The organism is Streptomyces sp. NPDC021096 (assembly GCF_040641275.1).
Lineage (GTDB): Bacteria > Actinomycetota > Actinomycetes > Streptomycetales > Streptomycetaceae > Streptomyces.
The window spans coordinates 91,204-107,994 of the sequence record NZ_JBFADG010000011.1; the positions used below are offsets into that span (position 1 = coordinate 91,204).

Genomic DNA, 16,791 nt, shown 5'->3' on the forward strand with positions numbered 1-16,791 from the left:
GTCATTGCTGAAGGCTACAAGTTCGGGCGGGGCGTACCGGGGGGTGCTTCAGCTTGGGATATCCCTTTTCGCGCCGCCATTAATGGCGCCGGTTTTGCGCGCGCATTCTGGGGGATTCCGTTGACCGATTTCGCGGCACTGACCCGCCTGCCATTCGACAGGCGCATCGAAGAATTCTTCGCGTATCTGGGCGGCCGGCGCGAGGTCGAGGCGGTCGGCGAGAGCCGGGAGCCGGGCGTCTGGGAGGTCTTCCGCCACGACGAGGCGGTGCAGGTCCTGGGCGACTTCCGGACCTTCTCCAGCGACATGAACCACTTCATCCCCGAGGAGCAGCGCCAGCTGGCGCGCGCGGCCCGGGGCAACTTCGTCGGGATCGACCCGCCGGACCACACCCAGCTGCGCGCCATCGTCAGCCAGGCCTTCTCGCCGCGGGTCACCGCGGCGCTGGAGCCCCGCATCGCACTGATCGCCGAGCGGCTCCTGGACGCCGTCGTCGAGGAGCGCGGCCCCGCGGCCCCCATAGACCTGGTCGGCGAGTTCGCCGGACCGCTGAGCGCGATCGTCATCGCGGAGCTGTTCGGCATCCCCGAGGACGACCACCCGATGATCTCGGAGTGGGCCAAAGCCCTGCTGGGTTCGCGCCCCGCGGGAGAGCTGAGCGTCGCCGACGAGGCCGCCATGCAGAACGTGGCCGACCTCGTGCGGCGGGCGAGCGAGTACCTGGTGCACCACATCCGCGAGCGGCGCGCCCGGCCCCAGGACGACCTCACGAGCAGGCTCGCGACGGCCGAGGTCGACGGCCAGATGCTGGACGACGAGGAGATCGTCGGCGTCATCGGCATGTTCCTGATCGCCGGATATCTGCCCGCATCCGTATTGACCGCAAATACCGTGATGGCGCTCGACGAGCACCCCGCCGCGCTGGCCGAAGTACGCCGGGATCCGGAACTCCTGCCCGGGGCGATCGAGGAAGTACTGCGCTGGCGGCCGCCGCTGGTCCGCGACCAGCGCCTCACCACATGCGATGCGGAACTGGGCGGACGCACCATCCCCGCCGGTTCCATGGTCTGTGTGTGGCTGGCCTCGGCACATCGCGACCCCCTGCGTTTCGAAAATCCCGACACATTCGACATCCGCCGTAATTCCGGACGTCACCTTGCGTTCGGAAAGGGAATCCACTACTGCCTGGGCGCACCACTGGCCAGGCTGGAAACCCGTATCGCCATGGAAACGCTGCTGTGCCGCTCCGAGCGCGTGGAAATCGCCCGGGACAGTTCCGTGGAGTTCCACGAGTCGATTGGTGTGCTGGGCCCCGTGCGGCTGCCCGCCACCCTTTTCACCCGCCGCTGAACCAGCGAACCGCCCGGCTGAGCAAGCAGCGCATCGCACGCATCGCGACGAGGATTTGAAGAATGCCGCTCGAGCAGAGCAATAGCGCCCGTCCCGCCTACGTCATCTACACCTCCGGGTCCACCGGGGCGCCCAAGGGAACCGTCGTCACCGGCGAGAACCTCGTCAACCTGCTCTCGGACTTCCGGGACCGGCTCTCCTTCGGGCCCGGGGACCGCCTGCTGGCGGTGACGACGTTCGGCTTCGACATCGCCAACCTCGAGCTGCTCCTGCCGCTCGTCAGCGGCGGGCGGCTCGTGCTCGCGCCGAAGGAGGCGAGCGGGGACCCGTACGCCCTGGGCAAGCTCATCTCCGCCTCGGGCGCCACCGTGATGCAGGCGACCCCCGCGCTGTGGCAGAGCCTGCTGGCCGCCGGGCACCCCGAGGACGCCGAACAGCTCAGGGTCCTGGTCGGCGGCGAGGCGCTGCCCGAGCCGCTCTCGCGCGCGCTGCGGGCGTCCGCGCGGGAGGTCACCAACGTCTACGGGCCGACCGAGACGACGATCTGGTCCACCGCGGCACCCCTGGGCGAGGAGGACGCCGGACGGCCGCCCATCGGCCTGCCGCTCGCCAACACCCGTGCGTACGTGCTCGACGGCGGCCTGCGGCCGGTGCCCGACGGCGTGGCGGGCGAGCTCTACCTCTCCGGTTCCGGCGTCGCCCGCGGCTACCTGAACCGGCCCGGGCTCACCGCCCAGCGCTTCGTGGCCGACCCCTACGGCCCGGCGGGCGCCCGGATGTACCGCACCGGCGACCTCGTGCGCCGCCGCTGCGACGGACAGCTGGAATTCCTCGACCGGGTCGACCACCAGGTCAAGATCCGCGGCTTCCGCATCGAACTCGGCGAGATCGAGGGCGCCTTGAACGGGCACCCGTCCGTCCACCGGGCCGCCGTCGTGGTGCACGAGGACCCGGCCGGCGAGAAGCGGCTGGTCGCCTACGTGGTGCCCGGCCCGGACGCGGCCGATCCGGCCGTGCTCCGCGCCCACCTCGCCGAACGGCTCCCCTCGTACATGGTGCCGGCCGCGATCGTCTCGATGGACGCGCTGCCCCTGACCCCCAACGGCAAGCTCGACCGCAGGGCCCTGCCCGCCCCCGACTTCGCCGCCACGACCACCGGCCGCGGACCGCGCACGCCGCAGGAGGAGATCCTGTGCGGCCTGTTCGCCGAGGTGCTCGGGGTGCCCACCGTCGGCGTCGACGACAACTTCTTCGACACGGGCGGCCATTCGCTGCTGGCCACCCGTCTGACCAACGGCATCCGCTCCCGGCTCGGGGTCGAGCTCCCGGTGCGCACCGTCTTCGAGGCGCCCACCGTCCAGGAGCTCGCGGCCCGCCTCGCCGGCGGCGACCGGGCCCGCCCGGCCCTCGCCCCCGCCGACCGGCCCGCCGAGCTCCCCCTCTCCCACGGCCAGCGGCGCCTGTGGTTCCTCAACCGGATGGAGGACGGCGGGGCCGCCTACAACATCCAGGCGACGCTGCGGCTCACCGGCCGCCTCGACCGCGCCGCGCTCGACGCGGCCCTGGCCGACCTGGCGGCCCGGCACGAATCGCTGCGCACCGTCTATCCCGAGGCCGGCGGCGAACCCCGTCAGCGGATCCTCGACACCGCCACCGCCCGCCCCACGCTGACCGTCACGCCCACGACCGAGGACGGGCTCCCCGAAGCCCTCGCGGCCGCCTCGGCGCTCGGCTTCGACCTCACCACCGAACTCCCCCTGCGGGCCCACCTCTTCCCGCTCGGCCCCGACGAACACGTCCTGCTGCTGGTCCTGCACCACATCGCCGGCGACGGCTGGTCCATGGCACCGCTCGCCCGCGACCTGGGGACCGCCTACGCGGCCCGGCTCGGCGGAGCGAGCCCCGACTGGGCGCCGCTGCCCGTCCAGTACGCGGACTACACACTGTGGCAGCGCGAGGTGCTGGGCCACGAGGACGACCCGGACAGCGCCCTGAGCGCCCAGACCGACTTCTGGCGCCGCACGCTGCGCGCTCTGCCCGAGCAGCTGGCCCTGCCCACCGACCGGCCGCGGCCGCGCAAGCTCAGCTTCCGCGGCGACACCGTGGACATCGAGCTCGACGCCGCGCTGCACGCACGCCTCCTCGACCTCGCCCAGCGCCACAACGTCAGCCTGTTCATGGTGCTCCAGGCCGCCGTCGCCACCTTGTGCACCCGGCTGGGCGCGGGCACCGACATCCCCGTCGGCAGCCCCATCTCGGGCCGCACGGACGCCGCGCTCGACGAGCAGGTCGGCTTCTTCGTCAACACCCTCGTGCTGCGCACCGACACCTCCGGCGACCCGCGCTTCAGCGACCTGCTGCGGCGGGTCCGCGAGACCGCCCTGGCGGCCTACAGCCACCAGGACGTGCCCTTCGAGCGGCTGGTGGAGCTGCTCAACCCGGTGCGCTCGCTCTCCCAGCACCCCCTGTTCCAGGTCTTCCTCGCGCTGCAGAACAACGCCGAGGCCCAGCTGACGCTCCCCGGCCTGGGCGTGGCGGTGGAGCCGGACGCCCTGCGGCCCGCCAAGTTCGACCTGGCGTTCAACATCACGGAGACCTTCGGCGCCGGGCACACCCCGGGCGGGGTCACCGGCGTCCTGGAGTTCAGCACCGACCTCTTCGACCGGGACACCGCCGCGGCAATGGCACAGCGGTTCACCCGGCTGCTCGCCTCCGTCGCCCGCGACCCCCGCCAGCACCTCGGCGCCATCGACGTCCTGGCCGCCGAGGAGCGCGAGCGGCTGCTGGGCACCTGGAGCGAGCGGGGCCGTCCCACCACCACCGTGCACCGGCGGCTCGCCCAGGTCACCGCCGCCGGACCCGACGCCCCCGCCGTCCGCGCGGGCGACCGCGAGCTGACCCGCCGCGAGCTGGACGAGCAGGCCAACCGGCTGGCCCACCGCCTCATCGGGCTCGGCGTCGGCCCGGAGACCCGGGTCGCCGTGTTCCTGGAGCGCTCGCCGGAGCTGGCGGTGGCCGTCCTCGCCGTGCTCAAGGCCGGCGGCGCCTACGTACCGCTGCACGAGGCGTTCCCCGCCGAGCGGCTCGAGTGGGTCATGGCCGACACCGGGTCGAGCGTGCTGCTCACCGACCGGGCCATGCTCGCGCGCGGCTTCGAGCACGACGCGACGGTGGTCGTCCTCGACGACGACCCCGCCCTGGCCCACGAGCCCTCCCACGACCCGGCGGTGCCGGTCCACCCGGACCAGCTCGCCTACATCATGTACACCTCCGGCTCCACGGGCACCCCCAAGGGCGTGGCCGTCGCGCACCGCGAGCTCCTCGCGCTGGCCTGCGACCCGTGCTGGGACACCGGACACCACGAGCGCGTCCTGCTGCACGCGCCGTACGCCTTCGACATCTCCGACTACGAGCTGTGGGTGACCCTCCTGGCCGGCGGGCTGGTCGTGCTCGCCCCGCCCGGCCGCCTGGACACCGCCGCGCTCACCCGCCTGATCCGGCAGGAGCAGATCACCGCGGTGCACTTCACCGCGGGCCTCTTCCGGGTGCTCGCCGAGGACGCGCCCGGCGCCCTCGCGGGCGTGCGGGAAGTCCTCACCGGCGGCGACGTCGTCTCGCCGGTCGCGGTGCAGCGCGTCCTCGAACACGCCCCCGGCGCGGTCGTCCGTCAGCTGTACGGGCCCACCGAGGCCACCCTCTGCGCGACCCAGCACGAGGTGCGCGCCCCCTACACCGCCGGCGCGGCCGTGCCGATCGGGCGCCCGCTCGCCGACACCCGGACCTACGTCCTGGACGCGCACCTGCGGCCGGTGCCCCAGGGCGTGACGGGAGAGGTCTACCTCGCCGGCGCCGGCCTCGCCCGCGGCTACCTCAACCTCCCCGGCCGCACCGCCGAACAGTTCGTCGCCGACCCCTTCGGCCCGCCCGGGGCCCGGATGTACCGCACCGGGGACCTGGCACGCTGGAACGCCGACTGGCAGCTGGAGTTCGCCGGACGCGCCGACCACCAGGTCAAGATCCGCGGCTTCCGCATCGAGCCGGGCGAGATCGCCGCGGCCGTCGCCAAGCACCCGGACGTCCGCGAGGCCGAGGTGCTCGCCCGCCCCGACCACCGGGGCGAGACGCAGCTCGTCGGCTATGTGGTCGCCGACTGGCAGCGGCTGACCGACCGCCTCGAGACGGGCACCCGCGAGCAGGTCACCGAGTGGCAGCAGATCTACGACGGCATGTACGGCCGCACCTCCGACGCCGGGTTCGGCGAGGACTTCTCCGGCTGGGACAGCAGCTACGACGGCGAACCGCTCCCCCTGGAGCAGATGCACGAGTGGCGCGAGTCCATCGTGGAGCGCGTCCGTGCGCTGCGCCCCCGCCGCGTCCTGGAGATCGGCGTCGGCAGCGGGCTCATCCTGAGCCGGCTCGCCGGGGACTGCGAGTCCTACTGGGCGACCGACTTCTCCGCCGAGGCGATCGCCTCGCTCCGGGACGAGCTCGGCCGCCACCCCGCGCTCGAGGACCGCGTCGAACTGCGCGTCCAGGCCGCCGACGACTTCGACGGCCTCCCCGAGGGCCACTTCGACACCGTCGTGATCAACTCGGTCACCCAGTACTTCCCGCACGCCGGCTACCTGGAGTCCGTGCTGGCCAAGGCCGTCGACCTGGTCGTCCCCGGCGGCGCGGTGTTCATCGGCGACGTACGCAACCTCACGCTCCTGCGCGGCTTCCACACGGCGGTCGCCCTCGCGCGCACACCGGACCCCGAGAGCGCGGACGCGCTGCGCCGGGACGTCGACCGGCGCGTGCTGAAGGAGAAGGAACTCCTCGTCGCGCCCGCCTTCTTCCACCGCCTGAGCGCCGGCAACCCCCAGGTGGGCGGCGTGGACGTCCGGGTCAAGAGCGGCCGGCACCACAACGAGCTCAGCCGGTACCGCTACGACGTCGTCCTGCACCGCAAGCGGCCCGAGGACCTGGTCGCCTTCGCCGCGGGACCCGTGTGGAGCTGGGCCGACGACGTCGCGGGCCTGCCCGCGCTGCGGGCCCGACTCGACCGCGACCGGCCGGAGAGCGTCCGGGTGACGGGCGTGCCGAACGCCCGCACCGCCGCCGAGGCGGCGGCCGCCCGGTCCCTGGTGGCGGGCGAGGACCTCGCCCGCGTACGGGAGGCCTACGACGGCGCCCGCGGAGTGGACCCCGAGGACCTCGTCGCGCTGGGCACGGAACTCGGCTACCGGACCGTACTGACCTGGACCGAGGGCGACGCCGACGGCCGGCTGGACGCGCTGTTCGTGGCCGCCTCGGCCGCCTCCGCGTCCGACCCCCTGTCCACGCACGCCGCCGGTGACGACGACAAGACGTACGCGGGCGGCCTCACCAACGACCCGGTCGCCTTCCGCGAGTCCGGGCAGTTGAACGCCTCCCTGCGCGACCACCTGCGCGAGTGGCTGCCCGACTACATGATCCCCGCCGCGTTCGTGGTGCTCGACTCCCTGCCCGTCACCGAGAACGGCAAGCTCGACCGCGCCCTGCTGCCGATGCCGGACCTGATCGGTGAAGTACGCGGCGGCGCCCCCCGCACACCGCGGGAGGAGACCCTCTGCGGCCTGTTCGCCGAGGTGCTGGGAGTGCCCGGCGTCGGGATCGACGACGGCTTCTTCGAGCTGGGCGGCCACTCGCTGCTGGCGATCCGCCTGGTCAACGCCGTCCGCGCCGCCCTGGGCGTCGAGCTGACCGTGCGCGCGGTCTTCGAGGCCCCGACCGTCGCGGAGCTGGCCCAGCGCCTGGGCGACGCCGGCCACGGCCGGCCCCCGCTGGTCCCGGTGGACCGGCCGGACGTGGTGCCGCTGTCGTACGCCCAGCGACGCCTGTGGTTCCTCAACCGCCTCGGGGAACCGAGCGGCGCCTACAACATCCCCGTGGCGCTGCGCCTGTCCGGCGCACTGGACCGGCGGGCCTTGACCGCCGCGCTGCAAGACGTGGTGGCCCGGCACGAGAGCCTGCGCAGCACGTTCCCCGAGGCCGGGGACGAGCCGAGCCAGCTCGTGCACGACCCGTCCGCCGTCACGGTCGGCCTCGACGTGGTCGAGGTCGACGAGAAGGACGCGCACCGCGCCCTGGCCGAGGCATGCCGGCGCGGCTTCGACCTCACCGCCGAACTCCCCCTGCGCGCGACCCTGTTCGCGACGGCACCGGACGAGCACATCCTCCTGGTCGTGCTGCACCACATCGCGGGCGACGGCTGGTCCATGGCACCGCTCGCGGGCGACGTCGCCACGGCCTACGCCGCCCGCGCCGAGAACCGCGCACCGGACTTCACGCCGCTGGCCGTCCAGTACCCCGACTACGCCCTGTGGCAGCGCGAGGTGCTCGGCAACGAACAGGACCCGGACAGCCGGATCTCCGGACAGCTGGCCCACTGGCGCGAGGCCCTCGCCGGGCTGCCCGAGGAGCTGGCCCTGCTCACGGACCGGCCCCGGCCGGCGGAATTCAGCTACCGCGGCGGGGCGGTGCCCTTCGAGATCGCTCCCGTCCTCCACGACCGCCTCTCCCGCCTGGCGCGGGAGCACGGCGCGAGCCTGTTCATGGTGCTGCAGGCCGGCCTCGCCGCCCTGCTGACCAAGCTCGGCGCCGGTACGGACATCCCCATCGGCACCCCGATCGCCGGCCGGGACGACAAGGCCCTCGACGACCTCGTCGGCTTCTTCGTCAACACCCTGGTGCTGCGCACCGACACCTCCGGGGACCCGGACTTCGCCGGGCTCGTCGGCCGCGTGGCCGAAGCGGACCTGGCGGCCTACGGCAACCCCGACGTGCCCTTCGAGCGGCTGGTCGAGGTGCTCAACCCGGCCCGTTCCCTGGGCCGGCACCCCCTCTTCCAGGTCATGCTCGCGCTGCGGAACACGGCGGAGCCCGAACTGCGCCTGCCCGGGCTGCGGGTGAGCGTGCCCGACGTCGAGTCCACCTCGGTGAAGTTCGACCTCGACTTCCAGCTGGGCGAGCGCTTCGAGGAACGCGGCGCCCCGGCCGGCATCGCCGGGCAGGTCGCCTACAGCGCCGACCTCTTCGACCGGGACACGGTCGCCCTGATGACGCGCAGGCTCGTCCGCCTGCTGGAAGCCGTCGCCGCCGACCCGCACCTGCCCCTCGGTGCCGTCGACGTCCTCTCGCGGGACGAGCGGGAGCGGATCGTCGAGGTGTGGGGCGGCACGGCCGGCCCGGAGACCGCCGTGGACGTGGTGACGGCGTTCGAGGCGCGGGCCGCGCGCTCGCCGCGGGCCACGGCGGTGGTCTGCGGCGACGTCACGCTGTCCTTCACGGAGCTGAACGGCCGGGCCGACAGGCTGGCGCGGCTCCTGCGTTCGCGCGGAGTGCGCCCGGGCGACCTGGTGGCCGTGGCGGTGCCGCGGTCCGCCGAGATGGTCGTGGCCGTATGGGCGGTGCTGAAGGCCGGCGCGGGCTACGTGCCGGTCGACCCGGGATACCCGGCGGACCGTATCGCGTTCATGCTGGCCGACGCCGCCCCGGGCCTGGTGCTGACGGAGCGGTCGGTCGCCGACCGCCTGCCCGCCGCCGGGACGCCGGTCCTCGTCCTGGACGACGCGCGGACCGTCGCGGAGCTCGCGGGACTGCCCGATGCGCCGCTCGCCTCCCAGGGGCCGGCCACGGCCGCCTCCCCCGCCTACGTGATCTACACGTCGGGGTCGACGGGGAAGCCGAAGGGCGTGGTGGTCTCCCGCCGGTCCATGTCGGTGTTCCTGTCCTGGGCCGTGGAGCGCTTCGGCGAACGGGACCTGGCGAGGGTCCTGGCGTCGACGTCGCTCTCCTTCGACGTGTCGGTGTTCGAGATCTTCGCGCCCCTGCTGGCCGGTGGCAGCATCGAGGTGGTGCCCGACCTGCTGGCACTGGCCGAACGGCCGTGGTCCGGGTCGCTGATCAGCGGTGTGCCCTCGGTCTTCTCGGCCCTGCTGGAGGCCGGCACGCCCCTGGACTGCGACCAGATCGCGCTCGCGGGCGAGGCACTGCCCGAGCAGCTGGTGCGCAGGCTGCGGCACCAGGCCCCCGGGGTGCGGATAGCCAACCTGTACGGGCCGACCGAATCCACCGTCTACGCCACCGGCTGGTACGAGACCGCCCCCGGCCAGGTGTGCGCACCGCCCATCGGGCAGCCGCTGTCCGGCACCCGCGCCTACGTCCTCGACTCCCGGCTGCTCCCGGTCCCGGCCGGGGTCGCCGGCGAGCTGTACCTTGCCGGTCCCAAGGTCGCCGACGGCTACCTGGGCCGACCGGGCCTGACCGCCCGTCACTTCGTGGCCGATCCGCACGGTCCGGCGGGCTCGCGGATGTACCGCACAGGTGACCTGGCCCGCTGGGACGAGAGCGGCGTGCTGCACTACCTGGGCCGGGCCGACCACCAGGTCAAGATCCGTGGGTTCCGTATCGAGCTCGGGGAGATCGAGAGCGTTCTCTCCCGGCACCCCGACATCACCCACGCCACCGTCACCACCCACACCACCCCCGCCGGCGATCACAAACTCGTCGCCTACGTCACCACGGCGGCGGGCACCCATCCCTCGCACGAGGAACTGACCCGCCACATCACCGCCACGCTGCCCGACTACATGGCACCGGCCGCGACCGTGGTCCTGGACACCCTCCCCGTCAACGCCAACGGCAAGCTCGACAGAAAAGCCCTGCCCGCACCCGACTTCCAGGCGTCCGAGACGGCACGCGCCCCGCGCACCCCTGCGGAAGAGCTCATGTGCGCGCTCTTCGCGGACGTCCTCGGCGTGCCCTCCGTCGGCCCCGACGACAGCTTCTTCGACCACGGCGGACACAGCCTGCTGGCCACCCGGCTGGTCAACGCCGTCCGTACGGCCTTCGGCGCCGAACTGGCCCTGCGGGCCGTCTTCGAGACGCCCACGCCCGCCGGGCTCGCCGAGCGGCTCGCCGGGGCCGGTGCGGCCCGCGCGCCCCTGGGCCGGGCCGAACGGCCGGAGCGGATCCCGCTCTCGTACGCCCAGCAGCGGCTGTGGCTGCTGAACCGGCTGGACGGCACGGGCGCGACCTACAACGTGCCGATGGCGCTGCGGCTGACCGGAGACCTCGACCTGGAGGCGCTGCGGGCCGCCCTGGCCGACGTGGTCGGCCGGCACGAGACGCTGCGCACTCTCTACCCGGAGGTCCGCGGGGTCCCCCACCAGCTGGTGCGGGAGGCCGCCGGGGCCGCACCCCGGACGGCCCTGGTCGACACCGCCGAGGACCGGCTGCCCGGCGCGCTCGCCGAGGCGGCGGGGCGCGGCTTCGACCTGACCCGCGACCTCCCGCTGCGGGCCACCGTGTTCCGGCTCGGCCCCACCGAGCACGTGCTCCTGCTGGTGCTGCACCACATCGCGTGCGACGGCACCTCGCTCGCCCCGCTGGCCCGGGAGCTCGCGACGGCCTACCGGGCGCGGCGCTCCGGCGCGGCCCCCGACTGGCGTCCGCTGCCCGTCCAGTACGCCGACTACACCCTGTGGCAGCGCGAGGTGCTGGGCGAGGAGGACGACCCGCAGGGCCTCGGCGCCCGCCAGCTGGCCTACTGGCGCGCGGCCCTGGCCGGGATGCCGCAGGAGCTGGCGCTGCCGGCCGACCGGCCGCGCCCGGCGGTGGCCGGCCACCGCGGCGGCACGGTGACGGCGGACCTGGACGCGCGCCTGCACCGCCGGCTGCGCGAGCTGGCCCGGGAGAGCGGCGCCACCCCCTTCATGGTGCTGCAGGCGGGGCTCGCCGCCCTGCTCACCCGGCTCGGCGCGGGCACCGACATCCCCGTCGGCACCCCCGTCGCCGGACGCGACGACGAGGCGCTCGACGACCTCGTCGGCTTCTTCGTCAACACCCTGGTGCTGCGCACCGACACCTCCGGCGACCCCGCGTTCGGCGACCTCGTCCGGCGGGTGCGGCAGACCGCGCTGGCGGCCTACGCCCACCAGGACGTGCCGTTCGAGCGGCTGGTGGAGGCGCTCAACCCCGAGCGCAGCATGTCCCGGCACCCGCTGTTCCAGGTGCTGGCGACGATGCGCAACTACCGGCCGCCGCGCGCCGACCTGACCGGCCTGACCATGGCCGAGGCGGGCGTGGACCCGGGCGTCGCCAAGTTCGACCTGGAGTTCACCTTCGGCGAGGCCTTCGACGACGCGACGGAGCCCGCCGGCATCGGCATCGAGCTGCGCTACAGCGCCGACCTCTTCGACGAGGCCACCGCGACGGGGATCGTGGCCCGCCTGGCACGACTCCTGGAGGACCTCTCCGCCGCCCCGCACAAGCCGATCAGCGCCGCGGACGTACTGCTGCCGGACGAGCAGCGGGCCGTCGCCGGCTGGAGCGGAACGGGGGCGCGCGTGCCGGAGGGCACCGTCACTGAGCTGTTCCAGAGCCGGGCGGCGGGCTCCCCGGACGCCGTGGCGCTGCGCTCCGGCGCGACGACCGTGTCGTACGCGGAGCTGAACCGGCGGGCGAACCGGCTGGCGCACACGCTGATCGGCCTCGGCCTCGGGCCGGAGAGCGTGGTGGCGCTCGCGCTGCCCCGCTCGGCCGAGCAGATCACCGCCCTGCTCGCGGTGCTCAAGTCGGGCGCCGCCTACCTTCCGGTCGACCCCGGCTACCCCGCCGAGCGGATCCGGACCATGCTCGGCGACGCCCGCCCGGCCCTGGTGCTCACCCTCCGGGAGATCCACGACGAGCTCGCGGGAGAACTGCCCGAGCACACCGCCGTCCTGACGGTGGACAGCCCGCAGGCCGCCGCCCGGATCGCCGCCGCGCCGTCCACCGACCCGGTGGACGCCGACCGGACCGCGCCCCTGCTGCGGGACCACCCGGCGTACCTCATCTACACCTCGGGCTCCACCGGACGCCCCAACGGCGTGCTCGTCACCCACTCCGGCACGGCGAACCTTGCGGCCCGGCAGATCGAGCGGTTCCGGGTCCGGCCGGGGGACCGCGTGCTGCAGTTCGCGTCCCCGAGCTTCGACGCGGCCTTCTCCGAGGTGTGCATGGCGCTGCTCTCCGGCGCGGAACTGGTGCTGGCCGACAAGGACGAGCTGACCCCGGGCCGGCCGCTGGCCGAGGTGCTCACCCGGCACGCGATCACCCATGTGACGCTGCCGCCCGTCGCCCTGCCGCTGCTGCCCCCCCACGCGCTGGCGTCCGTGACCACGCTGATCACGGCGGGCGACGCGCTGCCCCGGGACGCGGTGGGCCGGTGGGGAACGGGCCGCCGGCTCGTCAACGCCTACGGGCCGACCGAGGCCACCGTCTGCGCCACGATGAGCGAGCCGCTCTCCGGCGCCGACGCACCGTCGATCGGCCGGCCCCTGGACGGGGCCCGCGCCTACGTCCTGGACGACCGGCTGCGCCCCGTGCCGCCGGGCGTGACCGGCGAACTGTACGTCGGCGGGCCCGGTCTGGCCCGCGGGTACGCGGGGCGGCCGGGGCTGACCGCCGGGCGGTTCGTGGCCGACCCGCACGGCCCGGCGGGGGCCCGCATGTACCGCACGGGCGACCTCGTGCACTGGGACCGGGACGGCCGGCTGCACTTCGCCGGGCGCGCGGACCACCAGCTCTCGGTGCGCGGCTTCCGCGTGGAGCCGGGCGAGATCGAGGCGGTGCTCCTCGCGCACCCGGACGTGACTCAGGCCGCCGTGGCCCTCTACGACGACGGGCGCGGCGGACGGACGCTGACCGGCTACGTCGTGCCCGGCGCCGGGCGCACGGTGGACGCCGGGGCGCTGCGCCGGCACGTCGCCGCGGCGCTGCCCGGTCACATGGTGCCGGCGGTCGTCGTACCGCTGGAGCGGTTCCCGCTCACGCCCAACGGCAAGCTCGACCGCAAGGCGCTGCCTGCCCCGGGGTTCGCCGCGCCGTCCGGCCGCGGGCCGCGCACTGCGCGCGAGGAACTGCTGTGCGAGCTGTTCGCGGAGGCGCTCGGCGTGCCCGAAGTCGGGATCGACGACGGCTTCTTCGCCCTGGGCGGCCACTCGCTGCTGGCGGCCGGACTCATCGGCCGGCTGCACGAGGCGCTCGGCGTCGAGATCGGGCTGCGCGCCCTGTTCGAGGCCCCGACGGTCGCCGAGCTCGCCGAACGGCTGGAGGCCGGCCCCGGCCGGGACACGGTCGACGGGGCCGGCGCCTTTGACGGGTTGCTGCCGCTGCGGCGCGGGACCGGGGGGCCGGCGCTGTTCTGCGTCCCCGCGGCCGGCGGCGTGGGCTGGTCGTTCGCCGGGCTCGCCCGGCACATCCCCGACCGGCACCCGCTGTACGCGCTGCAGTCACCGGGCCTGTCGGACCCGCGGGACCTTCCCGCCACGGTCGAGGAGACGGCCGCGCTGTACGTGGACCGGATCCGCGAGGTGCAGCCGGACGGCCCGTACCACCTCGTCGGCTGGTCGGTCGGCGGCCTGATCGCCCACGAGATGGCCGTGCGCCTGCGGGCCGCGGGCGCCGAGGTCGCGCTGCTGGCCGTCCTGGACGCCTACCCGCTGGTGGGCACGGTCGTGCCGGCGCCGGACCGGGCGGAGGTCGCCGAGGCGGTCCGCGGCCAGGCCGGCGGGCACGACCTCGACGACGCGACGGCGGACAGGCTCGTCTCGGTCTACCTCGGCAACACCCGGGCGGCGCGCGCGTTCACCCCGGGCGTCTTCGAGGGCGACCTCGTGCACTTCGCCGCCGAACAGGACGCCACCTCGACGCTGACGACCCGGCTGTGGCTGCCGCACGTCGGCGGACAGGTGGAACGACACCGCGTGGCCTGCGGCCACGAGGAGATGACCCGGCCCGGGCCGCTGGCCGACATCGGCCCGGTACTGGCCCGGAAGATGGCCGGCGCCCGCCTGGCGGACGACCGGGAACCGCGGGCCGACGGCTCGTGATCACGAAAGGACACGGAGAACACATGGCGACCAACCCCTTCGACGACGAGAACGGCAGCTACTTCGTGCTGCGCAACGACGAGGGACAGCACTCCCTCTGGCCGGCCTTCGCCGAGGTACCGGCCGGCTGGACAGCGGTGTTCGGCAAGGACAGCCGCCAGTCGTGCCTGGACTACGTGGGCGAGCACTGGACGGACATGCGCCCCACCAGCCTGGTCACGGCGATGGACGCCGACGCGGCGTAGCGCACGCGCACCGGCGGGGAACGAAAAGGCACTCAGGAGAACGCGGCTGTGAACGCACGACCGAAGACCGACTTCCAAGAACTGTCCATCGACCATGTGACGCTGTACGTCGAGGACCTCGACGCGAAGGTGGGCGAGCTCGCGCGCACCTACGGCTTCGAGGTGTACGCCACGGCCGCGGCGCGGGACGGGGCGCGTTCGGCCGCGGTCGGCCGTGAGCGGATACGCCTGGTGCTCACCGAGGCCTCGGCCGAGGACCACCCCGCCGCCGTGTACACGCGGCAGCACGGCGAGGGCGTCGCCGACATCGCCCTGACGGTGGCCGACGCCGCGGCCGCCTTCGCCGGGGCCGTCCACCGCGGCGCGGTGCCCGTCGCGGAGCCGGTCGAGCACGAGGGCGTGATCACGGCCTCGGTGCGGGCCTTCGGCGACGTGCTGCACACCTTCGTGCAGCGTCGGGAGGGGATCCCGCAGGACCGGCTCCCGGGGTTCGTGCCGGCGCACGGCCAGGAGCCCGCCGCACCGACCGGGCTGCTGGAGATCGACCACTTCGCGGTGTGCCTCGAGCCCGGCGGGCTCCGGCCCGCCGTCGCGTTCTACGAAGAGGTCCTGGGCTTCCGCAACACCTTCACGGAGAAGATCGTCGTCGGTGCGCAGGCGATGGACTCGGAGGTGGTGCAGAACCCCTCCGGCACCGTGACGCTCACCCTCATCGAGCCCGACACCTCCCGGGAGCCCGGGCAGATCGACCACTTCGTCAAGAACCACGGCGGCGCGGGCGTCCAGCACATCGCCTTCCGGACCGAGGACGTCGTGCGCTCGGTGGGCACGATGCACGCCCGGGGCGTGGAGTTCCTGAACACCCCCGCCGCCTACTACCGGATGCTGGGCGACCGCCTGCGGCTGGTCCGGCACTCCACCGACGAACTCGCCGCCCTGAACATCCTGGCCGACGAGGACTACGCGGGGCAGCTCTTCCAGATCTTCACCAGGTCGGTGCACCCCCGCAAAACGCTCTTCTTCGAGGTCATCGAGCGCGCCGGGGCCACGACCTTCGGCAGCGGCAACATCAAGGCCCTGTACGAAGCGGTCGAAGCGGAGCAGCTGGGATGACCGCCGCCGAGGCGAACCCGGCCATGACGGCGGTGTGCCTGGACGATGTCCGGGCGGCCGCCGAGGCCGTGCTTGAGCCCGCCGTCCGGGACTTCGCCGAGGGCGGCAGCGGTACGGAGGCGGTGCTCGCCGCGAACCGCGCCGCCTTCGCCGACGTCGCGCTCGTGCCCCGGGTGCTCACCGGTGTCACCGCCGCCGACACCGGCGCCAAGCTGCTCGGCAGCGACGCCGCCATGCCCGTCGCCGTCGCCCCCATGGCGTACCAGCGCCTGTTCCACGAGGACGGCGAGCTCGCCGCCGCGCGGGCGGCGCGCACGGCGGGCATCCCCTACGTCGTGAGCACCCTGAGCAGCCACCGGATGGAGGACATCGCCGCCACCGGAGCGACCACCTGGTTCCAGCTGTACTGCCTGCGCGACCGGGGCAAGAACCACGAACTCGTCGCCCGGGCCGAGGCCGCCGGCTGCGAGGCCCTGATGGTCACCGTCGACGTGCCGGTGATGGGCCGCCGGCTGCGGGACGTGCGCAACGGCTTCGCGCTCCCGGACCACGTGCGGGCCGCCAACCTCGACACCGGCCCGGGGACCGAGGCGCACCAAAGCTTCGGCGGCGCCTCGGCGCTCGCCGTGCACACCAGCGCGGCGTTCGCACCGGGCCTGTCCTGGCGGGACCTGGCGGAACTGCGCGCCAGGACGTCGCTGCCGCTGGTGGTCAAGGGAATCCTGGACCCGCGGGACGCCCGTGCGGCGGTGGACGCCGGCGCCGACGGCATCGTGGTCTCCAACCACGGGGGCCGCCAGCTGGACGGTGCCGTGCCCAGCCTCCGCGCGCTGCCCGCCGTGGCCGAGGCCGTCTCCGGCGACTGCGAGGTCCTGCTGGACAGCGGGGTGCGCGACGGCACGGACGTGCTCAAGGCACTGGCCCTGGGCGCGCGCGGCGTCCTCCTCGGCCGGCCGGTCCTGTGGGGCCTGGCGGCGGGCGGGGAGCAGGGCGTGGAGCGGGTACTGGACCTGCTGCGCACCGAGTTGGGCGAGAACATGACGCTGGCCGGCTGCGCCGACACCACCGCGGCGGCCGGTCTGCGCACGGAGAGGACGCGGACCCATGCGTTCCCGCCACGGAGTTGACACGGCCCGAACAACAGGCGTTGTAGCCTGCACGCATCTGGAGATCAGCGCGTCCGGCGA

5 protein-coding genes are annotated in these 16,791 nt (G+C 74.1%); all 5 read left to right on the forward strand.

Going from position 1 to position 16,791, the window contains the following annotated elements; genetic code table 11:
* Positions 1-120 precede the first annotated feature (120 nt).
* The 5 genes from AB0G59_RS17210 to AB0G59_RS17230 all read left to right on the forward strand — a co-directional run bounded on the left by AB0G59_RS17210 (position 121) and on the right by AB0G59_RS17230 (position 16,731).
* Positions 121-1,350 carry a cytochrome P450 gene (locus tag AB0G59_RS17210; protein ID WP_360912358.1) on the forward strand — a complete coding sequence of 410 codons (1,230 nt, stop codon included), beginning with the start codon at positions 121-123 and terminating at the stop codon, positions 1,348-1,350.
* Between the two features lie 62 nt (positions 1,351-1,412).
* Positions 1,413-14,246, forward strand: coding sequence for an amino acid adenylation domain-containing protein (locus AB0G59_RS17215; protein ID WP_360912360.1), 12,834 nt, complete (start codon positions 1,413-1,415; stop codon positions 14,244-14,246).
* 23 nt (positions 14,247-14,269) lie between these two features.
* Positions 14,270-14,491 carry an MbtH family protein gene (locus AB0G59_RS17220; protein ID WP_360912364.1) on the forward strand — a complete coding sequence of 74 codons (222 nt, stop codon included), beginning with the start codon at positions 14,270-14,272 and terminating at the stop codon, positions 14,489-14,491.
* A gap of 48 nt (positions 14,492-14,539) precedes the next feature.
* The gene (gene hppD / locus AB0G59_RS17225) at positions 14,540-15,604 is read left to right on the forward strand and encodes a 4-hydroxyphenylpyruvate dioxygenase (RefSeq protein ID WP_360912370.1); all 1,065 of its coding nucleotides are present in this window, start codon (positions 14,540-14,542) and stop codon (positions 15,602-15,604) included.
* On the forward strand, positions 15,601-16,731 hold the full coding sequence (locus tag AB0G59_RS17230) for an alpha-hydroxy acid oxidase (RefSeq protein ID WP_360912373.1): 1,131 nt from the start codon (positions 15,601-15,603) through the stop codon (positions 16,729-16,731). Before hppD ends, AB0G59_RS17230 begins: the two co-directional genes overlap by 4 nt.
* Positions 16,732-16,791: the final 60 nt, after the last annotated feature.

Coding starts and splice junctions, on each gene's coding strand:
- AB0G59_RS17220 (WP_360912364.1), top strand. CDS start 14,270: ATGGCGACCAACCCCTTCGACGACGAGAACGGCAGCTACTTCGTGCTG.
- AB0G59_RS17215 (WP_360912360.1), top strand. CDS start 1,413: ATGCCGCTCGAGCAGAGCAATAGCGCCCGTCCCGCCTACGTCATCTAC.
- AB0G59_RS17230 (WP_360912373.1), top strand. CDS start 15,601: ATGACCGCCGCCGAGGCGAACCCGGCCATGACGGCGGTGTGCCTGGAC.